General features: G+C 59.1%; 12 protein-coding genes. 5 read left to right on the top strand and 7 right to left on the bottom strand.

Translation table 11 applies throughout. The annotated features are described in order from the left end of the window. Positions 1-131 precede the first annotated feature (131 nt). From C404_RS58215 to C404_RS58195, 5 genes are all read right to left on the bottom strand, one after another. Positions 132-935 (bottom strand): DUF4942 domain-containing protein, encoded by an 804-nt coding sequence (locus C404_RS58215; protein WP_004636921.1) that lies wholly within the window; start codon positions 933-935, stop codon positions 132-134. 11 nt (positions 936-946) lie between these two features. Continuing rightward, positions 947-1,171 (bottom strand): hypothetical protein, encoded by a 225-nt coding sequence (locus tag C404_RS58210; RefSeq protein ID WP_004636923.1) that lies wholly within the window; start codon positions 1,169-1,171, stop codon positions 947-949. Between the two features lie 63 nt (positions 1,172-1,234). Then, the gene (locus tag C404_RS58205) at positions 1,235-1,468 is read right to left on the bottom strand and encodes a hypothetical protein (RefSeq protein WP_004636925.1); all 234 of its coding nucleotides are present in this window, start codon (positions 1,466-1,468) and stop codon (positions 1,235-1,237) included. 97 nt (positions 1,469-1,565) lie between these two features. Beyond that, the gene (locus tag C404_RS58200) at positions 1,566-3,437 is read right to left on the bottom strand and encodes a ParB/RepB/Spo0J family partition protein (RefSeq protein WP_021197827.1); all 1,872 of its coding nucleotides are present in this window, start codon (positions 3,435-3,437) and stop codon (positions 1,566-1,568) included. Between the two features lie 65 nt (positions 3,438-3,502). After that, on the bottom strand, positions 3,503-4,330 hold the full coding sequence (locus tag C404_RS58195; protein ID WP_004636206.1) for a DUF932 domain-containing protein: 828 nt from the start codon (positions 4,328-4,330) through the stop codon (positions 3,503-3,505). A 771-nt stretch (positions 4,331-5,101) separates the two neighbouring features. Here C404_RS58195 and C404_RS60360 point away from each other — a divergent pair. The 5 genes from C404_RS60360 (at position 5,102) to C404_RS0130640 (ending at position 9,861) form a co-directional block, all read left to right on the top strand. Beyond that, a complete protein-coding gene (locus tag C404_RS60360) occupies positions 5,102-5,542 on the top strand; it encodes a hypothetical protein (protein WP_004636209.1) in 441 nt (146 codons plus the stop codon). Positions 5,543-6,160: 618 nt separating this feature from the next. After that, a complete protein-coding gene (locus C404_RS0130645; RefSeq protein ID WP_012435751.1) occupies positions 6,161-7,381 on the top strand; it encodes an AAA family ATPase in 1,221 nt (406 codons plus the stop codon). Between the two features lie 115 nt (positions 7,382-7,496). Continuing rightward, positions 7,497-7,724 (top strand): hypothetical protein, encoded by a 228-nt coding sequence (locus C404_RS59775; RefSeq protein ID WP_012435750.1) that lies wholly within the window; start codon positions 7,497-7,499, stop codon positions 7,722-7,724. Next, the gene (locus C404_RS58185; protein WP_012435749.1) at positions 7,702-8,478 is read left to right on the top strand and encodes a metallophosphoesterase; all 777 of its coding nucleotides are present in this window, start codon (positions 7,702-7,704) and stop codon (positions 8,476-8,478) included. The genes C404_RS59775 and C404_RS58185 overlap by 23 nt, the downstream gene beginning before the upstream one ends. A 171-nt stretch (positions 8,479-8,649) precedes the next feature. Beyond that, the gene (locus tag C404_RS0130640; RefSeq protein WP_012435748.1) at positions 8,650-9,861 is read left to right on the top strand and encodes a Druantia anti-phage system protein DruA; all 1,212 of its coding nucleotides are present in this window, start codon (positions 8,650-8,652) and stop codon (positions 9,859-9,861) included. Here the strand turns inward: C404_RS0130640 and C404_RS58180 are convergent. Both C404_RS58180 and C404_RS58175 read right to left on the bottom strand, forming a co-directional pair. Then, complete coding sequence (locus tag C404_RS58180; protein WP_012435747.1) at positions 9,858-11,075, bottom strand: hypothetical protein; 1,218 nt, start codon at positions 11,073-11,075, stop codon at positions 9,858-9,860. The two genes, C404_RS0130640 and C404_RS58180, sit on opposite strands and share 4 nt — an antisense overlap. Next, positions 11,068-13,509: ORC-CDC6 family AAA ATPase (locus C404_RS58175; RefSeq protein WP_021197821.1), on the bottom strand; the 2,442-nt coding region annotated here is incomplete at its 5' end. The genes C404_RS58175 and C404_RS58180, both read right to left, overlap by 8 nt.

The following is a 13,509-nucleotide window of genomic DNA, read 5'->3' as shown; positions in this document are numbered from 1 at the left end:
TGGGGCGCCGGCGGCCGCCGGCGTCTCAGCTGGGCGGCTGCGCGATCCAGGCATGACGACGGCCTGATCCTACGGCGGCACCTCGGGCGGTCGCGTTTCAAAGGGACATACGAAATCGAGCGCAAAGCCCATCACCGCCTCCGCTCGGCCGCGAGCGCGGCCGGGTAGTGCTTGGCCAAGATGAGGTTGAGCTTGTCCACCAGATCGGGCCGCTTGAACGTGGCATGCCCGTTCCCGTTCTTGAACCAGCGCAAATGCAGATAGGCGTTTTCGGCTTCTCTGCGCCTTTCGTGCCGCGCGCCGGAAATCAGCGCGTGCATGCCGTTCCTGTGGTCCGCTTCGGGCTGGCCGTCGAGCACGTGGAAGACGCGCATCAGATCGTCCAGTTCGTTCGTCGCGCGGCTGCCTGCATAGCCGCCTGTCATCAGGCCCGTCACGATGACCCGCTTGCCGAACTTGAATGGCTGATTGGTCTTGTAGTCCCAAGAAAGTCGGCGGAAGCATTGCAGGACGCCGCGCTCGAACATGTCGCCGCGCGCCTCGTAGAGTTGACCGAACGTCGCCTCGATGTTGGCGGCGGTCAGTTCGGGCACCTCGCCCTCGGCAATCTGTTTTGCCCACGTATCGCGGGCCGTGGCATCCATCAAGGTGCGCAGCCCCGACTCCTGAAGCAGGTAATTCCAGCCCTCGGCGTCGATGGTGTGCAGGATGCAGGTTTCCGCCTCGTCACGCTTCGCGTAGTCGCCCGTCACGCACACGGTGCCGCGCCTCGAATAGCTGTTGTCAATGACGAGGCGCGGAAAGCCGATATGCGCGCCGCTGGCCAGCTTCTGGGCCTCGCCCAGCAGGTCCAGCGCTTGGCGCACACGTTCCACCACTGCCGCGCGCTGGCTCGCCAGATTGGCGATGCTGACGCTCTTTACCAAGTCGCTCATGATGGGTCTCGCTAGATCGTGGCTGCGGTCTTGTAGTCGGGATGAAAAATGCCGACGCTGTACGCGAGCGAATCGCGCGCACGGCACACAGCCTGGTCATGATTGCCGCGCGCCATCAGGTCGCGCGCATCGAGCAGGCACAGTGCGGCGCTGCTTTGCATGGCCGCCGTCGTGGTTTCCAGGTTTCGCGCGGCGAGGTTGATTGCGCGGGTAGCATCGTCTTGGGACTTGAGCATGGTGTTTCCCTGCGGTGATGGGGCAGATGACAGCCCCGGCACGCTGGCCGGGGCCAGAGACGTTCAGCATTGCCAGTTCGCGCGCAAGCCGCGCCAGTCTCGGGCCACAAAGCCCGTGGCCGACTCCAGCGCGGCGGCCACGGCTTCGGCGCGTTGGTCCGTCGAGTGGCGGCGGATCGCTGCGGCAAACTCGGGCAAGGTCAGCCGGGAACCCCAGCGCACGAGGTAGCCGCATGCTGTGATGGCATGGCGGATCAGTTCGTTTTTGTCGGACTTGGCTGCGGTGGTCTTGGTCATGATTGGTCTTCAATAGATTGTGGCTTGCGTGGTCCGAGCACTCGGCTCGGACCACCTTTGTCGGGTTGCCCGCGCGAGCGGGCGGGGCCGTTTTTTTCTAAGGCGTAGCGCTGGCTTGCAGGACGGAGGGCAGCCAGCGCTTGCCTGCGAGCGCGCGCGCGGCGGCCTCCACCATTGGCCCCTTCTTCATCGCGGCGAGCGGTGCCGCCTCGGCGGCACCGACGCCTTCCGTGACTGCGGCCAGCACTTGTGCCTTGGGCACGTGCGACAAGTAGCTCTCAGTGGTGGCCTCCCACCAGTCGGCCATGTCGAGCGCGACGGATTGCGCGATCGCATCGGTTTCGTGCTCGCCCGCGCGCGGCTGGATGCCGTTCACCGTCACAGCAGTGCAGAAGGCCAGCAGCGACAGCAGTTCGTCGCGCGGCATCGCCAGCAGCACCGGCCACAGCGCATCGAGTTCTTCCGGCAGGCGGGCCTTCCAAGCTTCGCTTGCGGCCTCGATCTGCTGCCACGCGCGCGAGGTTTCGATGCTGGCATCGGCCTGTGTGACGGTGTGGCGCATGTCGGTGGTGCGCACGCCGACCGCGTTGGCACGCCAATAGCGTTCCGACCACAGCGACGAAACCAGCCCATAAGCGAGCGTGGCGAGCGCAACATCGGTGCGCTCGATCAGCACCGCCTGCAGTGCCGTGGTGCGTTGCGCGGTCAGGGCACGGGTGAGCTTTTCTGAAAGGGTGGGTGCGGGTGCAGCATCGGTGCCGTCACCGGCACCGAATGCGGCGCGCGTGGCGGCCCGCTCGATCTTGGCGGCGGCTTTGCGGTCGTCGGGCTTGATCGCGCCGCGCAGAATCTTGACGGTGTTGTGCTGGAAGAGAACCACAACGCCCGCGAGGCTCTTGTCGGCCACCACCTGCATCTGGTCTTGCAGGTCGCTCAGTTCGCCCTCGATGCGGTCCCATTCGTCGGACAGCGCTGCATACGCCTCGGATTCTTCCTCGCCTCGTTCTTCAATGTCGCCCATGTCACGCTCGATCTTGGTCTTGCGGGTGTCGAGCTTCTTAATCGTGGCGGCTTCCTTCTTGGTCGGTTCGCGCAGGGTTGTCGGCGCGCGCCCGAAGGCCTCCATATCGCTGTAGCTCGGATTCAGCAGCGCCAGCGCCCATGCCCAGCCCTCGGCGGCGCGGATCGCCTCGGCCTCCGCGCCCATCTTGGCCAGTGCCATATCACGCGTGAGCGCGCCATCAAGCCAGTAGGCGGTGGACTCAAACAAGTCCACCTGCGTGCGCCCGCCCGCCGCGAGATAGGCATCCTTGCCGACATAGGCGGCAAGAGGGCTATCGGAGCGCACGGTGTCCTGTCCGAGCAGCGCGCGGCGCAACTTTTCCGGCGTGCGTTCGTAGTGCGGCTGGGAGTTCCACACCTGTTCCTGCGCAGCGTGATCGTCAGTGACGGTCATTGCCATCAGTTGTTCGAGCGACATATCCTCGGCACGATAGGCGGCGATCAGCGCAGGCGATACCTTGGCGAGTTTTAAGCGCCGTTGCACGACTGCGGGCGTGACGCCAAAGCGCGCGGCCACGTCCTCGATGCTGGTGCCGGCGTCCACCATCTTGCGGAAGGCCTCATAGGCGTCGGCGGGGTGCATGTCTTCGCGCTCGATGTTCTCCGCTGTGGACAGTTCCAACGCCTCCGATTCGTTCTCCGCAACGAGGCACAGCACGTCATGATCGGCATCAATCGCGCGCTGATCGCGCAGTAGTTCCATGGCGGCGCGGCGCCGACGCCCTGCGGCGACGGCATAGCAGGTCTTGCGGCCTTGCTTGACTTCGGTAACGACGAGCGGGTGCATCAAGCCGTGCACGCGGATGGAGGCCGCCAGTGCGGGAATGTTCGGCAGTTCACCGGTGCGCACGTTGGCGTCGGATTCGACAAGGCGGGACAGAGGGACGGTAATCAGGTTGCGTTGCATGATGGGTATCCAATGAGAGAAGAGGGGAAGCGGCCAGCGCCCGCCCGGGCGCTGGCCGCGATGGGCTAGGCCTTGAGCTTGCGCATTTCCTCAGCGAGCACCCACAGAGCGCGATTGAGTTTGATGTCCTGGTCAATGCCGTTCACAGCGCGCGTGGTAACGCGCTTGCCGGTCGCATTGCGGCCACGCACACCGCCCTTGATGATGTTTTCCTGAACGCGGTTGAACGTGGTCCACAGGTCGGGCGCGCGATCATCCATGCGGCGAACGCTCAACAGATCGGTGTCGGTGATGGGTGCGGGTGCCACCGTCTCGTCGTAGCGGAAGGCGAGCGCGGCACGCGCGAAAGCCTGCTGCTCGCCACTGTCGAGCGTGAGCGCCTTCATGCCGTCGCGCTGCGTGTTCACGTTCTCAAAGGTATCGAGCACAGTGAATGCGCCCTCGATGACTTGATCGATGACGTTGCCCTTGTGCGGGATACGGATGTCCGCGAAATCGTCGCCGACCACCAAGCCGTTGGAGCAGATGAAGCGATGCACACCGGCGCGCATCTGGTACGCGCTTGATCCATCGTGCGAATTCAAAAGGATGATTTCGTTCACCTCCTGCCCCACGTCGACCACGTGGTCAACATGGCGCAGGCGCAACAGGTGCTTGGTGTGTTCGCGCTTGCCATCGTCGCGCACGCGGGTCTGCATTGCCATGTACGGCTGAAAACCTTCCTTGCGCAGGCCGTTCAGCACGTCGATGGTGGGAATGTAGGTATACCGATCGGAGCGGCTTTCGTGCTTGCCGTCCGCGAAGATGGAGGGCGCAACGCGGCGGATGTCGTCATCGGCCAGCGGGGTCTTGGAGCGCACGACGTTGGCATTGCGCAGCGACAGGTAAGACATGGTGAATCTCCTTTAGAGGTTGTTGAGAGCGATCCTCTCGCTCGGACCTTCCTCGCTCCCGCCCCTGGGGGCGGGCGGGGGGGTGGGGAGATAAGCCCCTTCCCTCACGGGAAGGGGTTGGGGAAGGGTGGGGTGATGGCAGCGTGAGACACAGCCTGTCGGCCGCGTCGTCAAAGCATCCCCCCACAAGTCCCCCTCACCCTAGGTGCGGGGGTTGTGGGGGGATGCAGACGCGGCTGACGGGCTGTGTGCTGCCGGTTTTCGAGGGGGCCGAGAAGCGGCCGACGTGACAGTGCGCGTAGCGCGCTGGCGCGGCGGATGCCGGCACCCTCGCGCGGCGTGGCAAGGGCCGTGACAGGACAAGCCAGACACGTGACAGTGCGCAGCGCTGGCGCGGGTCTGGCCCTGGCGCGGTCGTTGCTGCCGCTCGTCGGACTGCGCTCCTGGAAGGAGCGCCACAACAGGGGGTGCACCGCTGGCTGGCCAGCGGAAGCGTCAGGGATGGAAGCCCGCCACTGGCGGGGCGAGACAGGCACAGCCTGGCTCGATGCGCAGCACGAGAGCCCGGCCCGAAGCGAAGCGCAGGGAGACGCCCAGGGTGGCAATTGACGGCCGGGCTGCAGACGGAAAACGACGCAGCATCACCAGCAAAAAAATACCTGTTTGCTCCGCAAAATCGCAGGCATAGAATGGCCCGGTGTTGATCGACGTTCTGCCATTCGCGGGGCGTCGATTGACGCTCCCGAGTGGCCTTTTTCATTGGAGGCCATCATGTTGTCTGCAAACCTTATCCCTGAAGTCGAGCTGAACCTGTCTTGCCTGTCTGAAGGGCCTGATTTTCGCCCTGAGAGCAGCGAGGCATATGGTTCCTGGATCATGAAGGGCGCAATACAGATCGGCAGAGGAGCTGGTGCGATCTGGGCTGTTCTGGACGCGCTTCCGAGTCATCCAGACGCAGCTTGGTCGATGACGCTGTACACCAGAAAAGGCACGTGTGTGGGATCGCTTTGGTGCAATGCGAAAACGCACAATTGCCAAGGGCGTCTTTGGATGATCTCGGATGCCTACCCTGCGCTGATGTTGCACTGGTGGTTCAGACTGCCGGCCTGGATACAACGGCTGAGCCGCTTGCATCGAGCTGGCTACGAGCTGAAGCTGATGGGATGCTATTGGTTGGACGGCAGAATCACTATGAAACCCAGCTGGGAATGATGGTGAAAAGTCGTCAGGCAGCAAGCGGGAAAGGCTTTTTAGCCGCACGAACGGGGAGGGTGAAAACCTTCCCCGTTTTTTCTTGTGACATCTCCAAAACGCCAGTTGTAGAATGTTCCGGCATTGATCGACGTTGTCCGCGTAGCGAAGATAATTAGAAAATAGCGAAGTAGATTAGAAAATATCGAAGTTTGGATTGGGTGCTACCCAGCGAGAAGCCGCACTACAGAGCCATTCCCCTCACTTTTTCGGCTCTACGAAATGATGCGCCGCACCATTTGATGCGCAGCGCATCCGCCCATCACGTCGTCCGACCACAACGTTCGCGGCTGCGAACCAAGTCCAGTACTTCGCCGGATAGCCTCAGCCTACCTGGTGTTGTATGGTTCAAGAACGTGGTTACACGAGCCGCATCACACCTTTCATACCTCCATGGCTGCCAAAGACACCTGCCGTCACCAATCGACCCCAGCGGTCGATGTCGGCAGCCGCGCGTTCGCTCCGTCAGAGCGAACTCACTCGCGAATAGCTGACTGACCTCGGGCTTCTTCGGCTCCCGGCGTTGCCGGGTTCGATGGCTGCGGCTGCAAGCCATTGATTCGCGTATGGAGAATCATCATGTCTGCTCCCCGGCAACCTTCGGAGCACCCACCTGGATTTGTTCCTTTAGGGGATCTGTCCGAGCAGCGTAGTGCGGCGGCATGGCATCTGCTCATCCCCTCGAACACGCACACCGTCCTTGAGGCTGCCCGACAAGCCAAACTGGACCTTGCGGTGATAAAAGAAGATGAGCATGAATCCTCATCTGCTGGACCGGCTGTGGCGACGCCGGCAGAAGTGGTTCCCGCTCCTCGCCGTGCTCGGCCCCGGCATATTCAGGTTTTTGGGCCTGAAGCGCTGGCGCTCGCCAACGAGCACATGCAAGGTGCAGACCGCAGCCAGCGGCGGTGCGCCGAGACATTGTTGGAGCGAGCCGGGAGCAATGAGGGCTACCGCGCACTACCTCGTGTTCGATCTGCCCTGAAGAAGCTCGAAACGGCGCGGAGCGTGTTCGGCAACCTGAGTGAGCCGATTGAGAAGCTCAGGATTGATCTCACGTTGAACAGTGCGATGCGGACAAAGGATTTCCGGATTCGGCCGATCCTGCTGACAGGACCACCAGGCATTGGAAAAACGCACTTTGCGCTGAAGTTGGCAGAGCTTCTGAATGTGCCAATGCGGAAGTGGTCCGCTGGAAGTGCCCAGGCAAGCTTCCAACTGACGGGCGGCGATAGCGCCTGGCACAGCGCTCGACCTGGGATGGTTATTGAGATGCTCGCCCGTGGCAGCTCGGCGACGCCTGTGCTCATCTTGGACGAAGTGGACAAGATTGGTAGCGATGTCCGCTACCCGGTAACTCCTGTACTGCTGGATCTACTTGAGTCCGAGACAGCAAGCACATTCCAAGACATGTTCTTGCATATGGCGTTTGACGCCAGTCGGATCATCTACGTCCTGACGGCCAATGATCTCAACGCTGTGCCTTCCCCGCTATTGAGCCGCGTAGAGGTGTTTGACATCCCGGCACCTGAGCCCGAGCAGCGGTTGCTGCTTGTTTTGGCGGAGGTGCAGCGGCTGCAGCGTGCCACCGGCAAGCGCATTGAGTTGGACGCCAGCGCGGCAGAAGCCTTGGCAGGACGGAGCGACCTAGATCTGCGCGCAACACATCGTTTGGTCCAGGATGCTTTTGCGACTGCGATGGCATCAGGAAAGCACGTCGCCGCGCCCAAGATGCCGCGGCGCGCCGGGCGGCAGGCGATCGGCTTCGTGGCAGACCGACAATCTGGTGAGCGGGCCTAGGGGCAATGAATCACCATGCCCGCGACCTACGCTATTGCAATCGCCCTGTGGAGAGACGCGCTGCCGCGAAGGCGTGGACGGAGTAATCTGGGGGGCAGGACAAATGGAGCAAGCCATGCCGGCAGACAAATTCGGCCGATTCATGACCAGCGATACATTTTTGACGCGCGCGGACGCGGCAGTTGCCGCGGCAGTACGCCGCCTCGAAAAGCAAGGCATCGTACCGGCTTACATCCGACGCCAACCAGAGCCGCAGGCAAAATCTGAAGCGGCCCCAAGCGACATCCCTCCTGATGTGAGCCAGGACGTCACGAGTAAGCATGAATCTCCTGGTTCTAAGTGACCTGCACCTCGAATTCACTACCCTCGACATCGACACGACGGGCGCTGATGTCATCGTGCTTGCTGGTGACATTCATATAGGCAAGCGAGGAATGCCTTGGATTGAAGCCCAGAGTCGTGGCCTGCCGGTCATCTATGTGCCTGGCAACCACGAGTTCTACAAAGGCGAGCACAGCAGAGTGCTGCGAGATCTGCGGGCGGCATGCGCGGCAACGTCGAACGTTCATCTCCTCGACATGGATAGATTCGTGATCGGGGACGTAGAGTTCCTAGGTGCCACGCTCTGGACAGACTTCGCTTTGTACGGGGGTACAGAAGAAAACGTGCGTACCGCCGAAGGCTACGCTGGTCGAGGCATGTCCGACTTCACCGGGGCCATTCGTTTTGAATCGCACGGGGTGTTCAGAAAGTTGCAACCGCGGGATACGACACGGATGCACCACGTCGCGCGCGACTGGCTCCGCACGGAACTAATGTCCCCTTCACAGCACAGGCGGGTGGTCGTTACCCATCACGCCCCTTCGGCCAAGAGTGTCTCGTCGCGCTATCAAGATGATCCGCTGACGTCTGCATATGCCAGCCGCATGGATGATGTGGTCCAACTGGCCGATCTATGGATTCATGGCCATATGCACGACAGCTTCGACTACAGCGTCGGCGCATGTCGCGTTATATGCAATCCACGGGGATATGCACCGAAAGGACACCCAGCGGAAAATCAGGCCTTCAGTACTGGATTAGTGCTTGAGATATAGCCCCGTAACCCATCGTTGGGGAATCACACCGATTGGTAGGCACTCTTGCGGCGCCGCACATTACCTCGGGCGATGAGGCTACACGCGTGAAAGTCGCATGCTGAGACACGGCACTAGCGTTGCTTTTCCCATGCTTGACTTCCGCGCGCACCTCTGGCCAAATAGCGCCCCATGACCAGTAACGTGCGCCGAACTCCGTCCAATCTCATTGAAGGGGCATTCCATGCCCCTTCAGGCGCAGTCATATGGCTTGAATCTAGGAAACAACAGCTTGCCGCAGATATTGTTTCAGCCCACGCCGCCTGCACCAACGCTCTGACGTTCGGCAACAAGGACTTTGTCCGAGGATTGCATGTTGCTGCCCGCGGGCTTGGGGAGCGAATTGGATACAGTGGCAAGCTTGCGGCATTGTTCGAGCGCCACCGTCACTGGTTCAAAAACGGCCAGAACATCGATGTTCATGCAATAAAGCCCGCGCTCCGACTGGTGCAAACGACAGAGGAAGAGCAGCTGTGGACGTTGGCTCGTGCGTGCTGGTCCATGCCGTACTCGAAAGGATACGGCCGCAGGTTACGCTTCCTTGTAGTGGACGAAACCCATGGCGGCCTGATTGGTATCCTGGGACTGCAATCCCCTCCGGCAGACCTTGCCTGCCGAGACACACTATTCGAGTTTCCCGCTGGTCGGAAACTCGAGCTGGTCAACCAAACGATGGACGCCTACACCATCGGCGCGATCCCGCCTTATAGCTTCCTGCTAGGAGGCAAGCTTTGCGCGGGACTACTCGCAGCGGACGCAATCCGGGAGGCGTACTGGCTAAGATACGCGGCGAAGCGCACGACAATGCAACGCCAACAAATCCAGCAGCCGCTCGTAGCGATTACAACGACCAGCGCGTTTGGCAAGAGCGCGCAGTACAACCGCCTGCGATACGATAGCCGTCTGCTGGCGGAGCCGATTGGTTACACGAAGGGATTCGGGATGCTCCATTTGGAGCATCTCTACGATCGCATGTGCGATTTGCTGGTAGCCCATGGACAGCTGACACCCAACGGATATGGAAACGGCCCCAAGGTTCGCTGGCAAAACGTTACCAAAGCGCTGATGTTGCTTGGGTTACCGCTGGACCTACTTGCACATGGCGTGCAACGTGAAGTCTATCTATTCAACCTAGTCAGCGACCTCCACTCTGGCATGGCAGGCGGTTCTTTCGGAGCCCCCCAAAGACTATCTGTGGATGAGTACTCGGATTACTGGAAGCAACGATGGGCAGTACCTCGATCCCACCGCTACCCAGATTGGCGCGAAGTCGATGCACAAAATCTAGTGCGCGAGAAGGTCCAAGAATGGGACCTTCTCACAGCGCAAAAAAAACAGCGCTAACAACTTGGACGTCTTTCACGTGACGTCTCAATTTTCGTTTCCAATTCCAGCTCGCCGATCTGTTGAAGTCGGCCAAGAACCCCTGCCAAGTCTTCGAAGTGCAATCGCCACAGCGTCCCAACGCCACTGGAGTACTTGCCAGCGTTGAACTGCTTTGGGCGCGCCCGCAGAACTGTGACCTCGTTACGCACCTGCAGCGCAAGTGCGACGCCAACCGCCTGCAGTTTCGATCCCATGTGAATGAGCCAGACGTTCGATCCCGCGCTTTGATCAATCTGGCTGACCAGAGTGCCCAATGTCTGGCGATAGTCTCGCGTACTGCAAGTATGGTGGTTGCGCTCACATAGTGACGGAGCGGTCGTATCAGAAGGCTCCTTACCTACCATTACTGCCAGCTGACGATTTACGATTCGACGCTGCAGATCCAATCGCCACCTCATGGAAGACGCGGGTGGCTCACCAAGGATCCAGAAGATGGATGACACTGGCGACACAAGTGGCTGATCGCTGATGTGAGCAAGGCAGCGCACCAACCGAGATGTGCGTAACGAGGGCAGCGCGATAACTCGATCAGGGCGATTCTCTGCGTTCAAACCAGGATACAGCTCGTTGACGTCCACATCGGAGACACCTTGCTCGGCAAACGAGCTGTCGTCACCATCCGACAAGGCTTCTTGGACCAACTCCTCGAGCCTCGATTCATATTCGAAGCGCGGAGGAGCATATTCCTCTGGCTCTGCGTAGACGATGTCGAGTACGAGTCGCGGTGCCTGTGGAATGAGCGTTGCAAGAACGGACAGGATCAACGTACTTGATGCGCCGCTAATATCGAAAGCGACGCGAACTTTCTGTCGGCTTTGCCGAAGCTCCTGCAGCGCAGCTTGCACGGCGCATTGCACCTCATGCGGACTTTCGGCGCTGAAGGTGCGAATTTCGGAACAAAAACGCGACAGAGCCCCGCGGATGGCATCCCCATTACCCTCGTTGTCCTGAGTATTGATGTCGTAGCAACCTAGCAAGGCAATAGCCGCCCCACCCTGAGGTAAGCGCTCAGCGAACAATTGGGGGATAGCGGAAGCTCGATCCTCAAAACCAAGGGCACTAATTAGCAGATCGGGAGAAACCTCATCTCCATCCCACGGTTCAACTTCGGGAAGAGACACCTGTACATCGTCAAAGCAAATTCGTTTGACGAAAGCCTGCTTGTCAGTCATCTGTATCCTCGAACAATTCCCCACTGAACCGATCCGCGCCGCTCTTGGTGGCATACGACATCCTTGCTCGATCCGCAAAACGCTCCGGAGCCGTCAGGAATGTTTGCAGCTCCTCAATGTCGCGCACCCCTAGATAACTATCACGCTTGAGCGAAAGTCCGAATGCTGGATTGAATATTCGCCGCAACTCCCAACGCATAGTTTGCTTTGAAAGCCCCTCCTTGGCGCGACTGTCTTGTAGCTCAATAAAGATCGCTCGCCGGAGAAGCTCGCGCGCGAGAGATCCTAGCTCTGGGTCAAGATCACGTAACAAGGCAATCGTCGATCTCGGTTCATCCTTGGTCATCTCCAGACGGTAAAGTCGATACGGCTCCTTCGCAGAGTTCAGTCGCCCCTTAACCATCACGTCACGGACGGCCGCTCCGTACTGTCCAAGAATCTTGGCCATTAGCGCTCCGAATGGATGCAAACCATCCACGCGCTCCTTGAACGCCTTTGAGATAGAAACGATCGCCTCGTGTTGAGCAGCCTTGGTAATGGGTGCCGTGGTATCGCGCTGCACGCTTCCCTTGACGAACATCTCACGAACGATCTGTAAAACCGTGGCGGTATCGCCACTCCATAGCCGCCCAAGAGCGTGCAACCCATGATAGTAGTAGCGACGCCCCTGAGTACTGCCATGCTCGCGAATATAGCTGGCAAGCTGAACATCATCAGCATATGGTTCCGAAGATCCAATAAGCTTCTCTGCCCGCCCCGCCCAACCAGCTCTGCTCAGCCGTCGATCAATCAGGTTCGTCACAAACCGTTTCGCAGCATGATCATCGACGTCCGCCAAAGCTCGGCTACCTGCGTCGATAGTGGTGAACTCGCGCGTCTCCTCTAGTGTGACCCCATCGATATCGCCCGGATCAAAACCGAACTTCTCGCAGGAAATCTTGAAGTAGTGAGTTGGAACGCGCTCAAAAATTATCTTATTAAGTATTCGTTGAATTTCTTCCTGCACTCGGTTTGACGAGTAGTCATCCAACAGGAATACCACTTGATGCCTCTTGAAGTAAGGGAAGACAGATCCCAACTTTCCAGTTAGATCAGCAAGGAACGTATCCGGAAGATGATCGTTCCATTCGCCATCTCGAAGCAAAGTTCCATGGAGCTGAACCCGTAAGGCATCAAGGTCATCTGCGAAATGAAGGATGCGACTGCGATTGGTCAGTCTTGCCGATTCAACGGGACGACTGAAGTACGACGAGATAAGTGCAACGATATTATCGAAACCAGCTTCATCTAGTCGAAAAGCGCGGTTCGCCACTGAATCGGCATAGGCCATACCAAGAGATTTTAGAAGCTCACGAGCAACTATCAATTGGAAGTAAGTTGCAATCTCATGCGCCCTCTGCTCAGCGCGCCCCTCCTTGCGAGCCAACCAGCTAAGGTTGTTTTGAAGATGTGCAGCGCAACTGATATATACCCCAAAAGAGTCAAAAGGGCTTGCACGTCCGCGTTCCGCATTCTGAGCACGTAAGCCCAAATGTGTTCTTACTGCAAGATAGCGGAATATCATTGACTTACCGCACCCGCGTGGACCAGTGAGCACGATAGGTTTACGCTCCTGGATGTCCTGCATCCACGGCAATGTTTCAACGAAAAGCTCCAGCAGCGTCGCGTCGTCGGCTAAATGCTCGGCCGAAATGGCCTCAAACGGCTGGAACTTTGACTCATCAATCTCCACCTCTTCGAGTTCACGCTGAAGAACTTGCAACTCCTGGGCAATTTGGTTCTCAATCGGAAAATGCCTCGCCTGGTCCTCATCCACCAACTTTTCGATGAACTGCAGGAACCGGCGCATGAAGTGAGGGTGACTGGAGGCGACACGACGGTTCCGATGTAGACCGTTGTAAAGCTCCACCAATATCTGAACAAAACAGATTTTGTCGTCTCGGCTCTTGCTTGTAGTCTGATTGGATGGTTTTAGACTACCCAAATCGATAATTGATACTTCCAATCGATGCTCGTCATCAGCGAGCAGAGCCAATTCCGCTGGCACCTGAGAAATCATGACGTTGCCCACGTGCAGATCGTCATGTTTCAACTCAACCCGCTTGAGGTAGGTGATAGCTCGAAGCACCTGCATTGCTACACTGCAGACAAAATCGATCTCGAGCGAGTCCTCTTGGAGATACTGCTCCAAGGTCCTCCCCGTAACCCAGGGGGCTATAAAGCAAACAAAGTCTTCTTCGGCATCCGGCATACCCGGCGGCGGCGCAGAAAGGCCGACTGACATCGGGCAAACAAAGAGCGATTTAGCTGGACGAAGTTTGGATGTATACAGCAGCTCTTGCTCGAGCCGTGGCTGCTTGTAGTCGCCGGGGACTGCAAGCTTGGCAGCAAACTCCTCATGGGTCGCCGGGTCGCGAACCCTCAAGACGAACCC

The organism is Ralstonia sp. AU12-08 (assembly GCF_000442475.1).
Lineage (GTDB): Bacteria > Pseudomonadota > Gammaproteobacteria > Burkholderiales > Burkholderiaceae > Ralstonia > Ralstonia insidiosa.
The sequence above is the reverse complement of the archived record's forward strand: the minus strand, read 5'-3'. Positions and strand labels throughout refer to the sequence as shown.

What these genes read in the sequence shown, in the direction of transcription:
- C404_RS58205 (WP_004636925.1), bottom strand. Translation starts at nt 1,468, where the DNA reads ATGACCAAGACCACCGCAGCCAAGTCCGACAAAAACGAACTGATCCGC.
- C404_RS58195 (WP_004636206.1), bottom strand. Translation starts at nt 4,330, where the DNA reads ATGTCTTACCTGTCGCTGCGCAATGCCAACGTCGTGCGCTCCAAGACC.
- C404_RS58215 (WP_004636921.1), bottom strand. Translation starts at nt 935, where the DNA reads ATGAGCGACTTGGTAAAGAGCGTCAGCATCGCCAATCTGGCGAGCCAG.
- C404_RS0130645 (WP_012435751.1), top strand. Translation starts at nt 6,161, where the DNA reads ATGTCTGCTCCCCGGCAACCTTCGGAGCACCCACCTGGATTTGTTCCT.
- C404_RS58200 (WP_021197827.1), bottom strand. Translation starts at nt 3,437, where the DNA reads ATGCAACGCAACCTGATTACCGTCCCTCTGTCCCGCCTTGTCGAATCC.
- C404_RS59775 (WP_012435750.1), top strand. Translation starts at nt 7,497, where the DNA reads ATGCCGGCAGACAAATTCGGCCGATTCATGACCAGCGATACATTTTTG.
- C404_RS58210 (WP_004636923.1), bottom strand. Translation starts at nt 1,171, where the DNA reads ATGCTCAAGTCCCAAGACGATGCTACCCGCGCAATCAACCTCGCCGCG.
- C404_RS60360 (WP_004636209.1), top strand. Translation starts at nt 5,102, where the DNA reads ATGTTGTCTGCAAACCTTATCCCTGAAGTCGAGCTGAACCTGTCTTGC.
- C404_RS0130640 (WP_012435748.1), top strand. Translation starts at nt 8,650, where the DNA reads ATGACCAGTAACGTGCGCCGAACTCCGTCCAATCTCATTGAAGGGGCA.
- C404_RS58180 (WP_012435747.1), bottom strand. Translation starts at nt 11,075, where the DNA reads ATGACTGACAAGCAGGCTTTCGTCAAACGAATTTGCTTTGACGATGTA.
- C404_RS58185 (WP_012435749.1), top strand. Translation starts at nt 7,702, where the DNA reads ATGAATCTCCTGGTTCTAAGTGACCTGCACCTCGAATTCACTACCCTC.